The sequence below is a fragment of the Succinatimonas hippei YIT 12066 genome, assembly GCF_000188195.1.
In the GTDB taxonomy this organism is placed as follows: domain Bacteria; phylum Pseudomonadota; class Gammaproteobacteria; order Enterobacterales; family Succinivibrionaceae; genus Succinatimonas; species Succinatimonas hippei.
Genome location: NZ_GL830982.1, coordinates 1 through 17,713 on the forward strand (window position 1 = coordinate 1; position 17,713 = coordinate 17,713).

Here is a 17,713-nt window from a genome sequence, read left to right on the forward strand (position 1 = left end):
AATCATCGGTCTTTAGGCCGGTGAGGACGTCAATCATAGTGTGTATCTCCTGGTGTTTTGGAGATATTGTAGAAAACGTTTTTTTAGTGAAGAAGCGCAAATATTGCATAGGGTTTTAACTAAAAGTTAAAACTGTTCTGCAGGATTTTGTTTTACAGTTTGTAAAAATTTCTGTACCGAGCGTTTAGGCTTTTTAGCATGAATTATTCCGAAATCAGCCGATAAGTCCCAATTTACCGTATGCGGTTTAAATAAAGGATGGACATGTGACCATTGCGCAATATTTAAAATGGCGTATCCGCATTGATAGGCTTTGTTAAAAGATTCAAGGCTTAAATGTTTTTCATTAATTATCTTGACCCCATGAGAGGTTAAAAAGAGACGGGCTTTATCAAAAACTTCAAGTACTCCTTCTTGATTTGCTAATACGGAACAATTTTTCAGATTAGTTATTTCAAGCGTTTTAGTTCCGTTTAAAGGATGGTTTTGCGGTAGACACAAAATAAGCGGGGTTGTGTAGAGAAAGTATGCGTCGATATTATAAAGTTTAAGAAAATTATCATCATAAATACCGGCAACTACATCAATGTTGGAGCCTAAGTTTTGCAGAATATGTAAGGCTTGGTTGGGTTCATTTTCAAAAGGTACAAGTTTTAATTTAATATCTTTTAGTTCATTTTGATGACGCAAAAACAACTCTATTATGTTCTGGGCATCGATTAAAGCTGAAACCCCAACGGAGAGAATATCGTCATTGTTAATATCCTGCAGCTCATGAAGAAAAAGTTCGGCTTTTTATGTAAAGATCTGAAAATTCCAACAGCTTTTGTCCTGCAGCAGTAAGTTTAAGACCGCGGGCGGAGCGATAGAACAAAGAGATTTTTAAATCATTTTCAAAAGAATCAATGCGCTTTTGCAGGGCTGAAGGAGAGACATGTAATATTTTTGCCGCTTGGGAAAAAGAATGTTCACGGGCAGTTACCGCAAAAGCTTTTAAATTTTTAGAGTAAAGATGTGTCCGCATGCAGAATTTGTTTAAACACCGATTAATAAGAGTCCAATCTTGTTTAAATATAAAGTTTTTCAATATAAATTTAGTATGGAAAAGACTAAGAATAAATCTTTTTTGAACACATACTGATCTTTTGTTGAAAAGATTTGTTCGTTTAAAAGGCTATTTGGTTAAAAGAGCAAAAATAACAGACATGCGTTGAAGAAAGCAAAAAAAACCGTCATCTCTAAGAAGCGGAGATGACGGCATAGGGCATGAGTGTAGGACTAATTATTCGTTTTCAATAAGAGTTTTTACGGGATGATGCTGTCTGGTTTGTTTTTGCGCGCTAAGCTGTGCCCAACGGGAGCTTGCAAGTGAGCAGAAAATACCGTTTAACTGACGCAGATCTGAAATTAATATAAGAATTAAAGCGCCTACGTCGTTGCCCCCGTTTGACTCCGGTGAAAGTTTGCTGAGCTGGCGTACCGAGTATTTATCGGTAAGCTCTTTAAAGTCGTTTTTATGGGTGAAAATAAGATCAAGCTCTGATTCGCGGCCGGTCATGAAAGCATTTAACGCAAAAGCAAGGTTTTCATTGACTATCTTGGTAAGCTTGATTAAATCGGCACGACTGTGTGCACTGAAATTTTCTTCAGGATTCTTGTTAAGAATAGTGACCTCAGCTTGCATTCTTTTAATTAAATCGCCGGCATGAACTGTAGAAACCACAGCAGTAAAAACCTGGTGCCAGCGTGCATTTAAATCAGCGTCGTCAAATTCAATCTGATCAAGATAACTTCTGACTTTGGCACTTAAATTTTCTATTTGCGTCATCTTTAATTCAAGCTGACTTTTAAGCGAGGTTTTTCCTGTAAGACTGTCGTTAAAAAATCCCAGCATTTCATGTAAGAATCCGCCTAAACGTAAAGTCTCTCGTACGGCGTTCGACACGGCCAGGGCGGGATTTTCCACTGCGTTTTCGTCAAGATATTTAGGCTCGCTTTCATCAAGAGGAGCCGGCGGATCGGGAAATAATGATTTTAAAAGCTTTGCGTAAAGCGGAACAAAAGGCAGTAAGCCTAAGCAGACTATAAGATTAAAGATAACGTGGAACCAAATTACCTGTTCCTGAATGCTGATTTGTAAAGAAGTCGGATCAAAATATGAAATAAAAGGCAGAACTAAAACGGTAACGGTAAGTTTAAAAAAGGTGTTGCCGAACATAACACGGCGGGCTGCAATACCTTGTCCTGCAGAACCTAGAATCTCAAGGCAGCAGCTGCCTAAATTGGCGCCGATAACAACTGCCATTGCCGTAGTAAAGCCTAAATGTCCGCCGCCTGCTATAACGGCAGTTAAAAGAACTGCGGCAAGAGATGAATAACAGATTATTGCAAGTAATGCGCCGAAAATGATGGAGAAAACGATTTCTCCGTTTAATGAATCTAAAATTAGTTGTACGGTCTCTGATTGGGCTACAGGTGCGGTCGAAGAAACAATGAGTTTAAGCGACATCAGCACAAGACCGAGTCCAACTAGGATTCTGCCGATTTTTGATGCTTTTTTCCTTTTACCAAGGAATAAAAAGACGCCAGTAATAATAAGAACGGGGCATACTGCAGACAGATCGAAAGTAAGAATTCGGGCCATTACCGCCGTGCCCAGATCTGCTCCGAGCATGATGGTAAGGGCGGGGGTAAGAGCTATTATGCCCTTACCTAAAAATGATGATACTAACATGGCCGTGGCGTTGGAACTTTGAACCAAAGCCGTAGTGCAGAGCCCGGCAAGTACCGCGCGCAGCGGCCATAATCTTGAAGACAGGGACCTTGCAACATAGACGTTTATCGAAGAACCGCAGGCTTTGAGCACCCCGTTTTTAGTAACGTAAATGCCGTATGCAAGAAGTGCGATTCCCGAAAGTAAACTTAAAAGTATCTGCATGTCCCTAATCCTTATTCTTTATGTTTAATGTTAATTATTCAGCAGCCTTTTTAGCCGGTTCGTGGCTGACGTCATCCTTGAAGAAGAACAGGAAGATGACGAATACGAATACGGCGATACCAGCAGGGAAGAGCCAGAAGGTTTCCCACTGGGCAAGACCTGCAGAGCCGGTGTCGGTAACATGGCTGTTGAAAATATAGCCGCAGACGGAAGAGGCGAAGAAGAGACCAACACCGTTTGAAGCGATAAAGCGCAATGACTGGGCCTGAGCTTTAATCTTGTCACCGGCTTTCTTATCGGCATAAATATCTGCAACGGTAAAGAAGAAGTCCCAGCATACGCCCTGAAGAATGAGGCCTATGATTACAAGCGGATAGCTTCCGGATAGTGCAGACTCGGAGAAGAGTACTGAGCGGATTGCCCAGGAAATCATGCCGAGCATTAAGGTAACCTTAAAGCCGAAGCGGGTAAGGAAGAAAGGAATAAAGAAGACAAAGAGCACTTCCATTGCTACGCCGATCTGCATCATGGAGGCAGCGTTGTCAAAGCCTAAGGCATTTAAGAATACCGGAATGTATGCAGAGTAGGCGGTCTTAGGCACCATGAGGATCAGGATTGAAACCATCATGATGGTGAAGTATTTGTCTTTGAACAATGCCATGGCATCCAAGCATAAAAGGTCACGGATTGAGAAAGGAGCACCGGCACTCTTAGGCGGAGTATGCGGCAAGGTGAAGCTGTATACGCCCATGATGATAGCGGAGATAATAGCGACATACCAAGTCATGACATCGCCGGACCAGCCCATTTGACCGATAAAGAGGCCTAAAACTACATAACCGATTGAACCGAATACGCGGACTACCGGGAAGTAGCGCGGACCGTCAACGTGGTGGAAGGTAATGGAGTTGGTTAAAGCAACGGTCGGATAGTAAATAAGTCCTACAAAGAAAATACCGATGAGGGAGTATGTAGGCTGACCTGCAACGATAAATCCTGATGTAATGTAAAGGACGGCGGCAAGCAGCAGATGCATAACACCGAGCAGTTTCTCGGTTGAGAAGAAGCGGTCTGCGACCATACCTACGAACATCGGGGACAAAATGGTGGCGATACCTAATACAGCATAGGCTGTACCGATAATGTCAGGCATTCCGTAAGAGCTTAATACCAAGCCTAAGGTTAATACCCAGGCACCTTGCACGATGTACTGGATGAACATCATGCCCATGAGGCGGCTCATCATGAGTTTCATGGAAAGTTCTCCTTAAATATCTAATACCATGCCGTCAAAGGCGGTTGTAATGTCATGCTCGTCCATCAATTTGCACAGTTCATCATGATTTAAAGTTGATGAATGTGAAACATGAGATGTAATGACGCGAGATGATTCGGTCAGGCATCCCAGCTCTTTTAGTAAGGCTACTTCAGCAAACAATGAATTGAAATTCAAATGATTGTTGGTTTTTTCGCCGTCACGGAAAGCGTAGGTGCACTCAAGAACGGCAACGTCAATCTTGCGGCCTTTTAAAAACTCGAAGGTGCTGTCAGGAAGCCAGCCTGAGTCAAGACCGTAGAAGAAAGTCTTACCGTCTTTTTCAATTAAATAGTTGTAGCAAAGCTCCATCTTGGCGTGATTGGCAAGAGTCGGAGTAATTTTGTAGCCTTCATGCTCGTAAGTTAAATACGGTGCGATAAGGTGGAAAACGAAACGATCGCCCTGTAAGCCGTCTAAAGCGTTGAAAGCACCCTTAATTGCGCAGTCATTGCCGAAAATATGTAACGGAAATTCCACGTTTTGGGCAAAGCCTACGGTACGGCTGACGAATTCACCGACGTTAAAATGGTCAGGGTGAGTGTGCGTGAACAATACGGTATCAATTTCACGTGCGGTCATGTTTTCACGCTTTAATTGTGCTGACCACTCAGGTGACATATCAATAAGAATATGATTGTCAACCATAGCAGATGCTCTGGTTCTGACATTAGCTCCGCCGTGTTCGCGGGCATAGGTGCAGACTTTGCAGTTGCAGAACGGATTAGGGATGCCCTCTGAGGCGGCAGTTCCCATAAATTTTACTTGCATGTGAGCCTCCTAGTTATGTTTGATGGCTTGATTAACGATATTTACGGCATCTTCCTTGACCTTGATTAAATGATCGGGGCCTAAGAACGATTCGTAATAAATCTTGTAGATGTTTTCGGTTCCTGACGGGCGGGCGGAGAACCAGCAGTTGTCGGCAAGTACTTTGATGCCGCCGATTTCTGCATTGTTGCCGGGTGCCTTGGTCATGACTTTTAAAATCTTTTGTCCGGCTAAGGTATCTTGGGTAACGCTCTTTTCAGTCAGGTTGACGAACGCTTTTTTTCCTTCCGGCGTAGTGATTTCATCAATGCGTCCGTAATAAGGATCGCCGAATTTTTCAGTAAGCTTTTTGTAATATGAAACCAGATCAAGCCCGGATGCAGCACAAAGCTCGGCACCGATGAGTCCGGCGAGGAAACCGTCCTTGTCAGTGGTAAACGGACAGCCGTTTAAATCAAGATATGAGGCTCCGGCGCTTTCTTCACAGCCGAATACGAGCTCTTGTTTAAAGAGACCTTCGGAGAACCATTTAAAGCCTATAGGGGTCTCATAAACTTTATATCCTGCGTCGGTGATGATTTTATCCATCATCACGGTTGCGCCGATAGTTTTGCCTACACCGGCTTTTTTAGGCCAATTAGGGCGGTTGTGGCACAAATAGTGCATGATAGAGCTTAAGTAATGATTCGAATTTAAAAGACCTTCTCTGGTTACAAGGCCGTGGCGATCGGCATCCGGATCGTTTGCAATGCACAAGTCGTAATCATCTTTGACGGCAACAAGCGGTTTCATTGTGTAAGGCGACATGCAGTCCATACGGATGTTGTCGTCGTAATCAAAAGGAATAAAAGAGAAAGTCGGATCGATCTTGCGGTTGATGATAGTTACGTCAATACCGTACTCTTGAATGATTCTGTCCCAATAGTCAAGAGATGCTCCGCCTTGCGGGTTTACGGCAATTTTGAGCTTTGAATCTTTAATTGCTTTAAGATTAATGACGTTTTTAAGTTCGTCGACAAAAGGCGTCATCATATCTTTAAAGTGAAGATTAGGGCTTTGTAATGTTTCCTGCCAGGAAAGCTGTTTTACTTCTTTATTGCCGTTTTGCAAAATAGCGTTGGCTCTGTCGGCAATAGGTTTAGTGTAAAACGGACTTGCCGGTCCCCCTAAAGGAGGGTTGTATTTAAATCCTCCGTCATGCGGAGGGTTATGGGACGGGGTGATGATGATGCCGTCGGCAAGATTATCTTTACGTCCGAAATTGTGGCGTACTATTTCGCGGGAAATTACCGGGGTCGGAGTATAGGCAAAGTCATTGGCAACTACGGTTTCAACGCCGTTGGCGCATAAAACTTCAAGTGCGGTATGAAGTGCCGGTTCAGACAGAGCGTGGGTGTCCATGCCGATAAAAAGCGGACCTGTTATCTGCCATTCTTTGCGCAGGTCGGCAATCGCCTGAGTAATAGCTGCGATATGGCTTTGAGTATACGAGCCGTTATTAGGGCTGCCGCGGTGTCCCGAGGTTCCGAAAACTACGGCATTTAAAGGATCGCTTAAATTAGGAGTTACTTCATAATAGAGGCTTATAAGCCTTTGAATATTGGTAAGCGGAAAATTGCTAGCCAAAATACCTGCTCTTGACATGATACTTCCCCTGCTGCGGTAAATTGTGACGATAAGATAACTAAAAGTTGTAAAAATTTTTGTGATATGTATCGCATATAAAATATATTGTTATATTTATATTAAATATCAACTACATGTTTTTAAAGGAAAAAGATAAACAAGAGAGAGGAAAGTTTGTTGTATAAGTGTTGTAAAATAAAAATTTGTTGTATAATTTTTTGTATAAAAAGTTGTATAATTTATAAAAACCGATATTTATAAATTGATTTTAAAGGCCAAAAAATCACCTGATGATTATTTTTGTTTTTTAACTCGGTGTTGTAAAAATGAGTATTCGCTTTCGTGTGACAGTCGCTCCTTCAGGTAAAAAATACGGGGCTATCGTTAATACTTTTAGAGATAAAACAACCGGAAAAGTTAAAACTCAAGGACTTAAAAGTTATGGCGTCCTTAGTGACCAAAAATTAAAAGATGAGGCCTTTTTACAGGCAGTTGATGCCGATGTTAAAGCCATAAAAGATCAGTTTTTAAAGCAGACTGCGGTCATGCGGGAAATTCATTCAAAATTGGATGACGACGCTTCTTTAAGCAAAACCTCATCGTTTGCCATGCCTCAGTACTATTACGCTTTGGCTTTATATCGCAAATTTTGGGAAATATTAGGTTGTGACGCGGTGTTTTCCAAACTCGGGCGCAAAAGTAACGATCCGGCATTTAAAATCCACGGTGATTTGATTTGTTTTTATTTTGCCTCTTTGCTTAACTTTAATCCTGCAAGTTCGTTTGACACGCCTGAAGATTTTGCCGAGCATATTTTTGATTTGTCATTTGTAAACGAAGGATCTTATAAAGCGGCAATTAAGCTTTTTTATAAAAATAAAGACAAAATAATCGATGCATTAAACGAAAAACGTAGTTTTGCTCAAGACCCTGCTCAGAATTACACTTTTTATTTAACCAAGTTTTATTTTTTAGAAGAGGATAAAAGCAAAGGTTCCAATCTTAAAGAAGTACCGATGCTCTTTAGCCAATTTTTAAACAGTTTTAAAATTCCCATTGATTTTAATTTGTGGGAACAGCCGAAAAATCGCGCTGAGCTTTACGATCTTTTGCAGAGATTTGAACAAAAATACAGTTTTTTAAGGGAGACAGGAGGAACTGCCACCGTCATTTCCGATACCGAGATTAACAATAAGCGATCGCTTCTAAGCTTAAGCGAACTAGGATACAACTATATTCTTATCCGCAATCTGCATAAATTTCCAAGACGCATGCAGGATCTGATTTTGTCAAACGGTAAATGGATGAGCGTATATAATAAGCAGGGGCAGAGCGTATATAAATATAAAGAATTTATTTTAAATTTAAGCGGTCGATCCGTTTTAGGTAAAAACGAGCCTTATAAAGTTAAAAGCCGCTTTATCGTCATTTGGTCAGACAGCAAGCGCATTCACGATTTAGATCGCCTGGCAAAGCAATGGGAGGCAGCTTACGAGGTAGTAAGCAAGAAAGAAAATCTTTATGAAGCCGTACCTTTTGATGAGAATGAAGAAAATACTCACGGATTGATGCAGTTTATCCGTAAAAAAGAAGATATTTCAGAGTATGAACTTGACTTTAGCGCTTATCGAAACCGCGGCGTTACAGCGGGATTTTACATTATTGCAACATCCCTTGGTGATCCTGTGCATGATTTGTATCGGCAGATAAGAACTTTATGGCGCGATAAGGAAATTTTCCGTGCGGTAAACGGCAGTAATGACGCATCGTCCTATAAATTTATAAAAGATATTCAAGGTCAGTTCGTGTTAAAGCATATCGCTTTTGTTCTGGAACGCTGCATGCTTTATTTCTTGAAAAGAAACGGTCTTAACGTAAGCGCCAAGCAGCTTAGGGAAATAATGCATGAAAGTATGCTGGCAAAGATGCCGGAGAGCTTTGCGCATGACAAAATTTTGCTTAAGACCTGTAATGCCGAAAGTTTTAATAAAACTTTGCGAAAAGGACGTAAACTGCGTTTTGATGAGGTGTCATCAATTTTAGGGTTGACTCCGCTGCAGTCGGTTGAAACATTAGCCGCGCTTAAAAATAAACTGACGACGGTTTTGCCGTTTATAGAATTGTAGTCCGCGGGAAGTTATGCTTTAAAAAGAGGACTTGGTATGAAAACGCTAAATATTATGTTTTTTGCGCGTAGTGAAAAATTTTTAACATGAGACTTTCTTTGTATTGATAAATAGCTTATAACTAAATATTGAAAGCATATGTGTTTTCTTACGTTTCTATTAAGGTAAGTTTGGCGGTACAAGAGGTTTTTAATGGATATAACGGCTTTTGACAGTCTTATGGATGAACTTGCCAAGTATCTTGGTTTAAGCGGTATAAGCAAAACTGCAGATAATCAGTGTCTTCTTGAAATAGGAAAGATTTCCGTAGGTTTTAGATTTTTATCGGCGTCGGGAAATATTATGATTTTTTCCGTTATAGGACAGATCCCCGACAGCGGCAGGGAATCCTTTTACAAAATGCTTCTAGAGGCAAACCATGCCTTGTTTAAAACCGCGGGTGCTACTCTTTCTGTTTATACTCCGCTTGATATGGTCGCTTTGCAGTATTTATGTAATGCGCAAACAACTGACGCTCAGCGCTTTATTACCATTGTGGAAAATTTTGCTGCAGCAGCTGAGTATTGGCAGGAAAGATGTTTGCAAGGAGAAATATCGACCGATCAAAGTGAAAAATCAGATGATTTAAGCGAACAAAGCTTTTTGCTGTCGGTTTAGTTTGCGTAAATTGTTTAAAGATGATTTTAGATGCGGGAAGAGGAATGATTTATGTCGGAGATTCGTAATTACCCTTCAGTTAATGATTTTAAGCAATTGGCAGATGAGAATTCAGAGGTTCGCTTTGTTTCCAAAAATAATGAAATGTTCGGGACCGGTAAAGTAGGTGCTTTTTTCTCCGGACAGAATGCGCGTATGGCTGCCATGTCTGATTTTATTTCTGCCGTTAATCGTGAGTATGGTGATGAGATCGGAAATTTAGCCGCCAATTTGCTGGCAGCGCCTAAAATGCAAGGCCGTGCTCTTACCGGATCTATGGTTAAAGATATCCTTGCAGCATGCTCAAGTGAACAGAGTCGTATCGCTGAATATAATCTTAAAGCAGCCGGGCAGCAAGCACCGGAGGCCGTTAATCAACTGCTTGAGGAAATAACCGCGCATCGTGATTTGAATGAAAGTGAAAAGGATACGGTGCAAAGTTTTTTAGAACATAATCTGGGAAAAGCGGTTTCGTCTTTAAAAGATCCTGTAACGGCAGATCGTTTATGCAAGGCGTTGCGTGAAGTTACGCAGCAGGACCTGCCAGAATTGCTAGCATTTATTGGTAAAGAAGAGTTTCCTCAATCATCTGATTTAGCAAGCGTTAAAGATATGCTAAGTGATTTACCGCCCTTAATAGGCTATGAATTGGGTAAACAGATTTGCTCTGCGCAACATGTTTGTCTTGTCGCAAATTACGCAAAAACGCATGTTAACGATATTTTAAATGCGGCAGGTCCTGGAGGTGAAATTACGCGGGAGGCTGTATGGAAAGGCTTATCCGGGACAAATGAACTTCCTGATGATTTGTCTTTAGACAAGATGGGAGCTTATGATTTTAATAAGGCTCTGGTAAACACTGTTATCAGTGCTAAGCTTTTTGCTTCCCCTGAATTCTCGGGATTGACTCAGGAGGGCAAAGAAAAGGGGGTGGCTGCCGTAGATTCCGCTTTGGATAGAGGACTTAAGTTTGATGTGGCAGTATCTTGTCTTAAGGGGCAGCATACTATTACTTTAGCGGATTTTTCCAAGCCGCTTCATGTTGATGTCGCCCATTTTACTAAAAGCATGCATGATGCAGAAACAGGTTTGGTTCGAGACTTGTCCCGTCGCGGCGGCTGGGCGGAAGGAAATGCAAACAACCGGCAATTTGATTCTACAATTAATTTTGAGAAAAAGGACGGATCGACAGAGTCGATTAGTTTGACTCACCCCCAAAAATATATTTTGTCCGATGATGATTTGGAAAACTATAAAGGGTTGAAAAAATCATCCGTTTCACTTCAATGCTGTGCCCAAGCTTTGCAGCTGTGTAATGGAAACGAGCTTCAGGCGGCCAGATTGGTAGGAGCCTTGGGGCAGCAAAGTATTGTTTGGGCAAGATTCGTAAGCCCGATATTAAACGTGCTTACACCCAAGCAGGTAATCGGTGAACATTCTCCTGCCTCAATTCATGCCAAGCGCTTGGAAAACGGAGATATCAGTGTTTCCATGCATACTTTGGACCCTAACAGAACGTCTTATTCAATCAGTTATTTGGTCAAGCCGGATGGAAGTACACCAGTAACGGCTATAGAGATAAGACCTGTATCCTTGCGCCATCAAGCAAGTCCCGCACCTTCTGAATAGTCAGATTTTTAGGACTCGTTTATTTGCTGTGAGTCCTTTAAATATAAAAGGATGAAAAAAGATGGATATCAAAGCAGGAAATTTTAATTTAGGCAAAAGCATCAGTATTCATATTTTGCTTATTTTTGTTTTAAGTTTGCTGTTGCTTATCCCGAAGTTGTTTTTTGATTTTGTCTTGTCGGACAGGCAAATGATGCTTGATAGTGCTTTACATTCAATTACCGACTCCTGGGCTCATGAGCAGTTAATTGCGCCTCCCGTGCTGGCGTTTAAGGGACAAAAAACGGTTTTTACCGATTCAGATCCCAAGAATTGGCAAAAACAGGACGTAACTTTGTTTTTACTGCCGGAAGACGTTGCCGTTACAGCTAAATTAAAAGGCGAGGAACGAAAAAGAGGAATTTACAACGCAACTTTGTATCGGGCGCAAATTGATATGAAAGGCTCTTTTGATTTAGGAAAATTAAAAGAGTCGGTACGCTCTTTAGGGATTGAAAGTTTGCGCCTTGTCGATAGTACTCCGTTACTGTATTTCTTTTTGTCAGATGCCGCGGGAATTGAGGAAGTTCAGAAGCTTGAAGTTAACGGACAGTCGCTTAAAGCAAAGCCCGGAGCCATTAAGCTTTCAAATCTTGATTCTTTTATGGCGCATTTTGATGATGATTTAAAGGAGACAGTACATTTTGATTGTTCTTATACCGTTCGCGGATCTTTAAGCTTTGCTTTTCGCGCACTTGCCGATTCTGCGAAGTTAAACGTTGAAGGACTTAATTTAAATCCCGGGTTTAAAGGGCGCTTTTTGCCTTCTAAAAGAGAGGTTCAGGATAAGACTTTTACTGCAAACTATATGCTGACAAGTCTCGCGTCAGGATATACGGATCTGTATCTTGACGATATTCCTGATTTTAATAATGACATCATGATTGATATTCAGGACAGCAGTCAGCACTATACGTTCATCGAACGTTTGTCAAAATACGCGCTGTTGTTTATCGGCATGACGTTTGTGACGATTCTTGCTTTTGAACTCGTGTCAGGAAAACTTATTTCCCTGGTGCAGTACGTGACGATAGGTGCGGCTCTTCTCTTATTTTATCTGGTACTTTTAAGTTTAAGCGAGCATTTGTCTTTTACTCTCTCATACTCCTGTGCTGCTTTTTTGATTAGCGTATTAATTGCCCTTTACATGAAAGCCGCGTTTAAGAGCTATAAAAAAGGCATAACCGTCTTTTTGGTTCTTGTCGCTTTGTACATCATTTTGTATACGATAGTAAATGCCCAGACCTATGCTTTGCTTTTGGGAACAGGTCTTTTAGTGTTGATGCTATGTGTCGTGATGTATATAACGCGCCATATCGGGGAAGAAAAAACGCTTTAGTTGAGATTAAATTAGTGGTCAAAAAGGAAGAGGGCGGTTAATTCCTCTTCTTTTTAAAGTTTAAAAATTAAGGCAATATTATTTTTAGATAAGCTCTGTCATCAAAAGAGCGGTTGCCTTTTTTAAGACCTTTGGTGCATTTGTATTCACGGATACAATTCGGGTCTTTTTGCATTATTGCATGCAGGTACTGTTCCGATTTTTCCAATGTGTTAAATGTTTGAGGATAGCCGTCAGAGGAGAGAACAAACTCTTTTGCTTTTCCAACCGGAAATACTATTACTTTTTTAGGATCGATCGTAAAGCCGTCAAACACGGCAAAGGAAAACTGATTTTTATAAGGACAATTTTGCAGTAACGCCTGACGGGTAAGAAACGGCATGATGAAGTCACGTCCCGGATCGTGATCCTTTAGACTTTCAAGAGTTATCTCGCCGTTAATAATAGCGGTTTCGTTAAATGCCGCTCGGGCTTTGGCCATTATTTCATCAATTTCTTTTTCATTGGTTGAATAGGTACTGCCGACTAAAAAGCGGCAGTCGCCTATTTGCCAGATTTCATTGAGTGCTCTGCTGTAAATAACGGCACTTGCCGTAAAACGCAGATTCGGTTTGTTTTTAAGATCCGCCAATAAATTATTTTCTTTGTAAAAGCTATAAATCGCAGCACTTATATTAGCTATGGCATCAGACATGCAGATGCCTTCCGGCAATTTAGAGATAGCCTTAATAACAAGCTCCATTGCAAGTCTGCCGGTAGATTTACCGTTTAGGGTAAATTTTGATTTTGCGGTCGCGCCGTCAACAATTGCCGCAAAGTTTTTGCTTAAGAAAATACCGTCTTCATTGGTTTCTGCAGATTTTTTACCGCACAGAAAATACTCTTTAATTTGCATGTCACCGCAGTCTGCGGGCAAAGTGTATTCATTTAGTGTCAGAATATCCGAAAAAGCATAATCCATTGTTTTATCTCGGGTGAAGGTGTTTGTTTTTGGCAGTATTGTATCGCGATGGTTTAAAGAAAAATGTGGAACTTTTATAGAAAAAAGTAAGAAAAACGTGCAAATAATTACTTTAAATTTAAGAAAAATGTGTTAGTTTGTGTTTATATACTAAGAAAAATGTGTTTTTACCTTGAAATAAAAAGGAAAGAGACATGGAACGAAATGCAACTGAGCTTTTGGTTAAATGGAAAAACAGTGTAAATAGAAAACCTTTAGTTCTTAAAGGAGCAAGACAAGTAGGTAAGACCTGGCTTATGAAAGATTTTGGTCAGCGTTTTTATACGAATTTTATTTATTGCAATTTTGATGAAAATACAGATTTAAAATCAATTTTTGAGACAAATAAAAATCCGCATAGAATCATCGAGTTATTGTCTTTAATCTCAGGAGAAAAAATAATACCCGGAAAAACTCTAATTATTTTTGATGAAGTACAAGAGTGCGCTGAAGCCCTTAATTGTCTTAAGTATTTTAAAGAAAAGGCTAATGACTATCACGTAATTGCAGCAGGAAGCTTATTGGGAACGTTGTTATCTCAACCTAAATCATATCCTGTAGGTATGGTAAACCTTTTGCACGTGTATCCTTTAACCTTTGATGAGTTTTTAAAAGCTATTAACCCGCAACTTTTTAAATACTTTGAGACTATAAAAAAAGATCAGACAATTGAGATTGCTTTTCATAACCTATTGCTTGATGCGCTTAATAATTATCTGATAATCGGAGGAATGCCTGAGTGTGTTGATGCGTGGATAAGAGAACAAGATCCGAAAGCGGTGGAAAGTATTCAAAAAGAATTAATTGAGTTTTACGAAAATGATTTCTCAAAACATTCAGGGAAAATAAATAGCGGCAGAATACTGATGGTTTTTCGCAGCATTGTGTCGCAGTTGGCTAAGCCAAATGAAAAATTCATGTACGGAGCTGTTCGAGAGGGCGGTAGAGCCAGAGATTTTGAAGAAGCTATTGAATGGCTGGTATCCGCGGGCATGCTCAATCGTGTTTACAATGTTGTAAAAACAGAGCATCCGCTAAAGGCTTTTGAAAAACAAAATGAGTTTAAGTTATTCTTTTTTGATACCGGTTTGCTTAAAACAATGGCAGGGATTGATAACGGATCGATTCTTTTGAAATCTGATTATCAATTTAAAGGGCAACTTGCGGAAAATTACGTTTTGCAGCAATTAATACCCCAGTTTGATGTAGAGCCCAGATATTTTTCAGACAAGAACAGTGAAATTGATTTTGTTTTACAGTATGGTAGTGAAATTATTCCGGTTGAGGTAAAAGCAGGTGAAGACAAGTCGGCGCCCTCCTTTAAACGTTTTGTCGTTAAAAACAAGCCTAAATATGCAATACGGTTTTCAAAACTTAATTATAAAAAAGACGGCAATTTTATTAATGTGCCGCTATATCTTACCTGTAAGACAGCATCTTTGCTGTAATAAAAATCACGGCAAAGATGAAACGCGCTTTGCCGTAAAAGAGTTAAGACTTTGTAAAACAGCTTGAGAAAATATCTAAATTCTTCCTATATTCAGCACTTCTTACCTGTAAAAGTCCCATTAATGAGTGAAAGAAATTGTCATGAGAGAAACTTAAAAGTTTAGCCTTTTCTCTAATGCATTTTTTGTTAAGGCGCATAGAATCTGCGCTTTTATCCGGTATCCATAACTGCATCGGAATCCGTGTTTGCTCTTTTGGCGCTATGGCGTAAGGCGTTCCGTGTAAGTAAAGGTTGTTTTCCCCAAGTGACTCTCCGTGATCTGAAATATAAAGTAGCATTGTGTCATTTGTTTTCATGTGCGTTTCAAGAATATTAATAAGTTCGTAAATGACATAGTCGGTGTAAGCTATGGTATTGTCGTAGGCATTGCGTACTTCTTCCAGAGAACAGTTTTCAACGTCAGGACGATTGCAGTCAGGAGTGTATTTGCGGAATTTCTTAGGATATCTTTCATAGTAGCGCGGACCGTGTGAACCGATAAGATGAAAAGCAATCAAGGTGTCTTCTTTTACGTTTTCCGAAAGCTTCTTGGCATAGTTTAAGAAGATTTCGTCTTTGCAGGTACTGCCGTCGCAATGTACTTTGTCGGTAGGTTCTATTCGTATATTTTTGACCCGATCACAAACTCCTTTACATCCGGAGTCGTTATCAAGCCAGGTAATATTTACTCCTGCTTTTTGTAAAACATCCAAGATCCCTTCACGGTTTTCCGCTCTTTTAGCGGTATATTTTTTCCTTGGCATATTGGAAAACATGCAAGGTACGGAATAAGCGGTGGAAGTCCCACATGAGGAAACATTGGCAAAGGAGATGACATTTTCTTTGTTGGTGTAAAAATTGGTATTTCTGTTATAGCCTAGCGCTGAGAAGTTTTGAGCGCGGGCGGTTTCTCCCAACACTAAAAACATTAATTTTGGCTTACTCGTTGTTGTAACTTTATGGGCATTTTCTCCCATAGCGACATAAGGCATTTCTTTTTCAAAATAACGATGCTTGACGTAATTTATCGTTGTATGGACGTAAGAGACTGGAAGAATTTCTTTGTTTAAAGTTCGATTGTTACGTCCGATAAAAGAATATTGCTGATAATAAATAATAACGGAGATCCCGGCAATAACAAGTACGAGTGCCGTTACCGCGATTCTTTGCAATTGTGATTTGATAAAGTTTGGGTAATAAACTTTAAAGCGCCATAAAAGGATTGAGGGAATAACGCCTAAAATTAGTATCGCGCCTATTGAATAAAGCGATATATATGATTTAGCCTCATTTAAATTGGTTTCAAGAAAATTAGTGAGCATATCGCTGTCAAAAATTATTCCGTATTGGATTGCGGCATAAGTTGCTCCGGCACAACTTATGAATAAAAGCGTGCAAGCCGGTTTTAGTACGAATTTCCATGAAAATAAGATAAGAAAAATTGCGTACATCAAAAGAAAAATAGTAATGGGTGCGGTGATGATAAAACTTAAAGATAAATTATCTCCGTTTGTAACGATCTTATAAAAATGCCTCCATAAGGCGATATTTGATACTGTTGTGAAAAATAAAGAAATTATCAGTGTCACGAAAAGGTAATGGTGCGGATTTATTGATAAAAAGCGCTTTAGTTTAAATTGCAGCATAAGTCTATTTCCTAGTTGACTGCAGATTAAAGTTTAAAAATATCCGTTTATTAAACGGACGTTTTTATGACTTAAGAGGGACGATTTAGTTTGTGGATAGTCTTTTAATTAAAGTTAATGAAACAGTTTTAAGAAAAAAAACATACGAATTACTATAAAATGTATGTAATTTCTATTAGACATACAGCAATTATTTTTGTGCCGACGGATTGCAGTCTTCCTGAGGATTGTGGTGGAAAATTTTAGTGTAATCAATAGAAAATTGGGTGCGGCTTAAGTAACCCACCGTGTGGGCGGCGTGTGAAACCGTGTATTTTTCGGTCAAAATAAGCCGTCTTCCTTCGTATAGACGCAGCTTTTTTACATATTGAAGTGGGCTTAATGACGTAATTTCCCCGAAGTTTTTGTAAAAATTGGACGGCGACATGAAGGCTTTGTCGGCCAGCTCTTTAATGTTGGGATTTTCTTTGTAGTGTTTGCTTAGATAGTTAATGACTTCAAGTATCCTGTTGTTTCTTAGGCTGCCTGCAAAAATTCCGCGGATGAAGTCGCCGTGTTTCCCAAGCAACAAGTTGTAGTACAGTTCTTTTAGTGCCAGTTCATAACCGTATGCGACATCTTCTTTACTGTCCAGAAGATGAAGAATTGACAGCATAGCTGAAAGCTCTTTTTTGTCCGTATTTGCAGTGTGGAAGCTGTTTACCACTGACGTGTAGTTTTTAGTGGTGGTTAAATGACTTAATACTTCTGAAATGTAGGGGCGATAAAGCGGTACGTTTACAGTTAATATCGGATTTTCTGTAGAACAGGGAGGAAGAGATATAGATAGCGGAACAAAAATATTGTTAGCAAGTGACTCTCCTTTTTGTATTGAAAATTTGGAATCGCCAAATTCTCCCTTTACTTCGTCGCCTGAGATTAGAAACACGATAAAGGTTGGATGAATAAAGTGACGGTAGATCATGCGTTGGGCATTAAATCTTGAAATATAAAGATTAGGTAAGTTCGTATTGTAAATTCCTGTTTGCGGATATTTGTTGCAAATAATTCGTGAAATACTGCTTAGCAATTCAATTTTTAAATCATCCATACAAAAAAC

Annotated in this window: 14 protein-coding genes; 5 read left to right on the top strand and 9 right to left on the bottom strand. The window is 39.9% G+C overall.

What is annotated here, in order from left to right; all coding sequences use genetic code 11:
- Positions 1-126 precede the first annotated feature (126 nt).
- From HMPREF9444_RS04285 to HMPREF9444_RS04310, 6 genes are all read right to left on the bottom strand, one after another.
- Positions 127-690: a type 2 periplasmic-binding domain-containing protein gene (locus HMPREF9444_RS04285; protein ID WP_009143133.1), complete on the bottom strand. Its 564-nt coding sequence runs from the start codon at positions 688-690 to the stop codon at positions 127-129.
- A gap of 82 nt (positions 691-772) precedes the next feature.
- Positions 773-1,024, bottom strand: coding sequence for a helix-turn-helix domain-containing protein (locus HMPREF9444_RS04290; protein WP_009143134.1), 252 nt, complete (start codon positions 1,022-1,024; stop codon positions 773-775).
- 258 nt (positions 1,025-1,282) lie between these two features.
- Complete coding sequence (locus tag HMPREF9444_RS04295; RefSeq protein WP_009143135.1) at positions 1,283-2,938, bottom strand: Na/Pi cotransporter family protein; 1,656 nt, start codon at positions 2,936-2,938, stop codon at positions 1,283-1,285.
- Between the two features lie 34 nt (positions 2,939-2,972).
- Positions 2,973-4,193 carry an MFS transporter gene (locus HMPREF9444_RS04300; protein WP_009143136.1) on the bottom strand — a complete coding sequence of 407 codons (1,221 nt, stop codon included), beginning with the start codon at positions 4,191-4,193 and terminating at the stop codon, positions 2,973-2,975.
- A 12-nt stretch (positions 4,194-4,205) separates the two neighbouring features.
- Entirely contained in the window at positions 4,206-5,024 is an 819-nt protein-coding gene (locus tag HMPREF9444_RS04305; RefSeq protein ID WP_009143137.1) for an MBL fold metallo-hydrolase, read from the bottom strand.
- A 9-nt stretch (positions 5,025-5,033) separates the two neighbouring features.
- On the bottom strand, positions 5,034-6,668 hold the full coding sequence (locus tag HMPREF9444_RS04310) for a phosphohexomutase domain-containing protein (RefSeq protein WP_009143138.1): 1,635 nt from the start codon (positions 6,666-6,668) through the stop codon (positions 5,034-5,036).
- A gap of 308 nt (positions 6,669-6,976) precedes the next feature.
- Between HMPREF9444_RS04310 and HMPREF9444_RS04315 the strand changes: the two genes are divergently transcribed.
- The 4 genes from HMPREF9444_RS04315 (at position 6,977) to creD (ending at position 12,479) form a co-directional block, all read left to right on the top strand.
- On the top strand, positions 6,977-8,776 hold the full coding sequence (locus HMPREF9444_RS04315; RefSeq protein WP_009143139.1) for a hypothetical protein: 1,800 nt from the start codon (positions 6,977-6,979) through the stop codon (positions 8,774-8,776).
- Positions 8,777-8,968: 192 nt separating this feature from the next.
- Positions 8,969-9,433 carry a type III secretion system chaperone gene (locus tag HMPREF9444_RS04320; protein ID WP_009143140.1) on the top strand — a complete coding sequence of 155 codons (465 nt, stop codon included), beginning with the start codon at positions 8,969-8,971 and terminating at the stop codon, positions 9,431-9,433.
- A gap of 51 nt (positions 9,434-9,484) precedes the next feature.
- On the top strand, positions 9,485-11,101 hold the full coding sequence (locus tag HMPREF9444_RS04325) for a hypothetical protein (protein ID WP_009143141.1): 1,617 nt from the start codon (positions 9,485-9,487) through the stop codon (positions 11,099-11,101).
- 61 nt (positions 11,102-11,162) lie between these two features.
- A complete protein-coding gene (gene creD / locus HMPREF9444_RS04330; protein ID WP_009143142.1) occupies positions 11,163-12,479 on the top strand; it encodes a cell envelope integrity protein CreD in 1,317 nt (438 codons plus the stop codon).
- Between the two features lie 67 nt (positions 12,480-12,546).
- Here creD and HMPREF9444_RS04335 read toward each other — a convergent pair whose 3' ends face one another.
- Positions 12,547-13,440 carry a protein phosphatase 2C domain-containing protein gene (locus tag HMPREF9444_RS04335; RefSeq protein WP_009143143.1) on the bottom strand — a complete coding sequence of 298 codons (894 nt, stop codon included), beginning with the start codon at positions 13,438-13,440 and terminating at the stop codon, positions 12,547-12,549.
- Between the two features lie 194 nt (positions 13,441-13,634).
- On the opposite strand from HMPREF9444_RS04335, the gene HMPREF9444_RS04340 reads away from it, so the two are divergent.
- Entirely contained in the window at positions 13,635-14,927 is a 1,293-nt protein-coding gene (locus tag HMPREF9444_RS04340) for an ATP-binding protein (protein WP_009143144.1), read from the top strand.
- Positions 14,928-14,970: 43 nt separating this feature from the next.
- Here the strand turns inward: HMPREF9444_RS04340 and HMPREF9444_RS04345 are convergent, their stop codons facing one another.
- Together HMPREF9444_RS04345 and HMPREF9444_RS10510 are read right to left on the bottom strand one after the other, a co-directional pair.
- A complete protein-coding gene (locus tag HMPREF9444_RS04345) occupies positions 14,971-16,614 on the bottom strand; it encodes a phosphoethanolamine transferase (protein ID WP_009143145.1) in 1,644 nt (547 codons plus the stop codon).
- A gap of 190 nt (positions 16,615-16,804) precedes the next feature.
- Positions 16,805-17,704: an AraC family transcriptional regulator N-terminal domain-containing protein gene (locus tag HMPREF9444_RS10510; RefSeq protein WP_009143146.1), complete on the bottom strand. Its 900-nt coding sequence runs from the start codon at positions 17,702-17,704 to the stop codon at positions 16,805-16,807.
- Between the last annotated feature and the right edge of the window lie 9 nt (positions 17,705-17,713).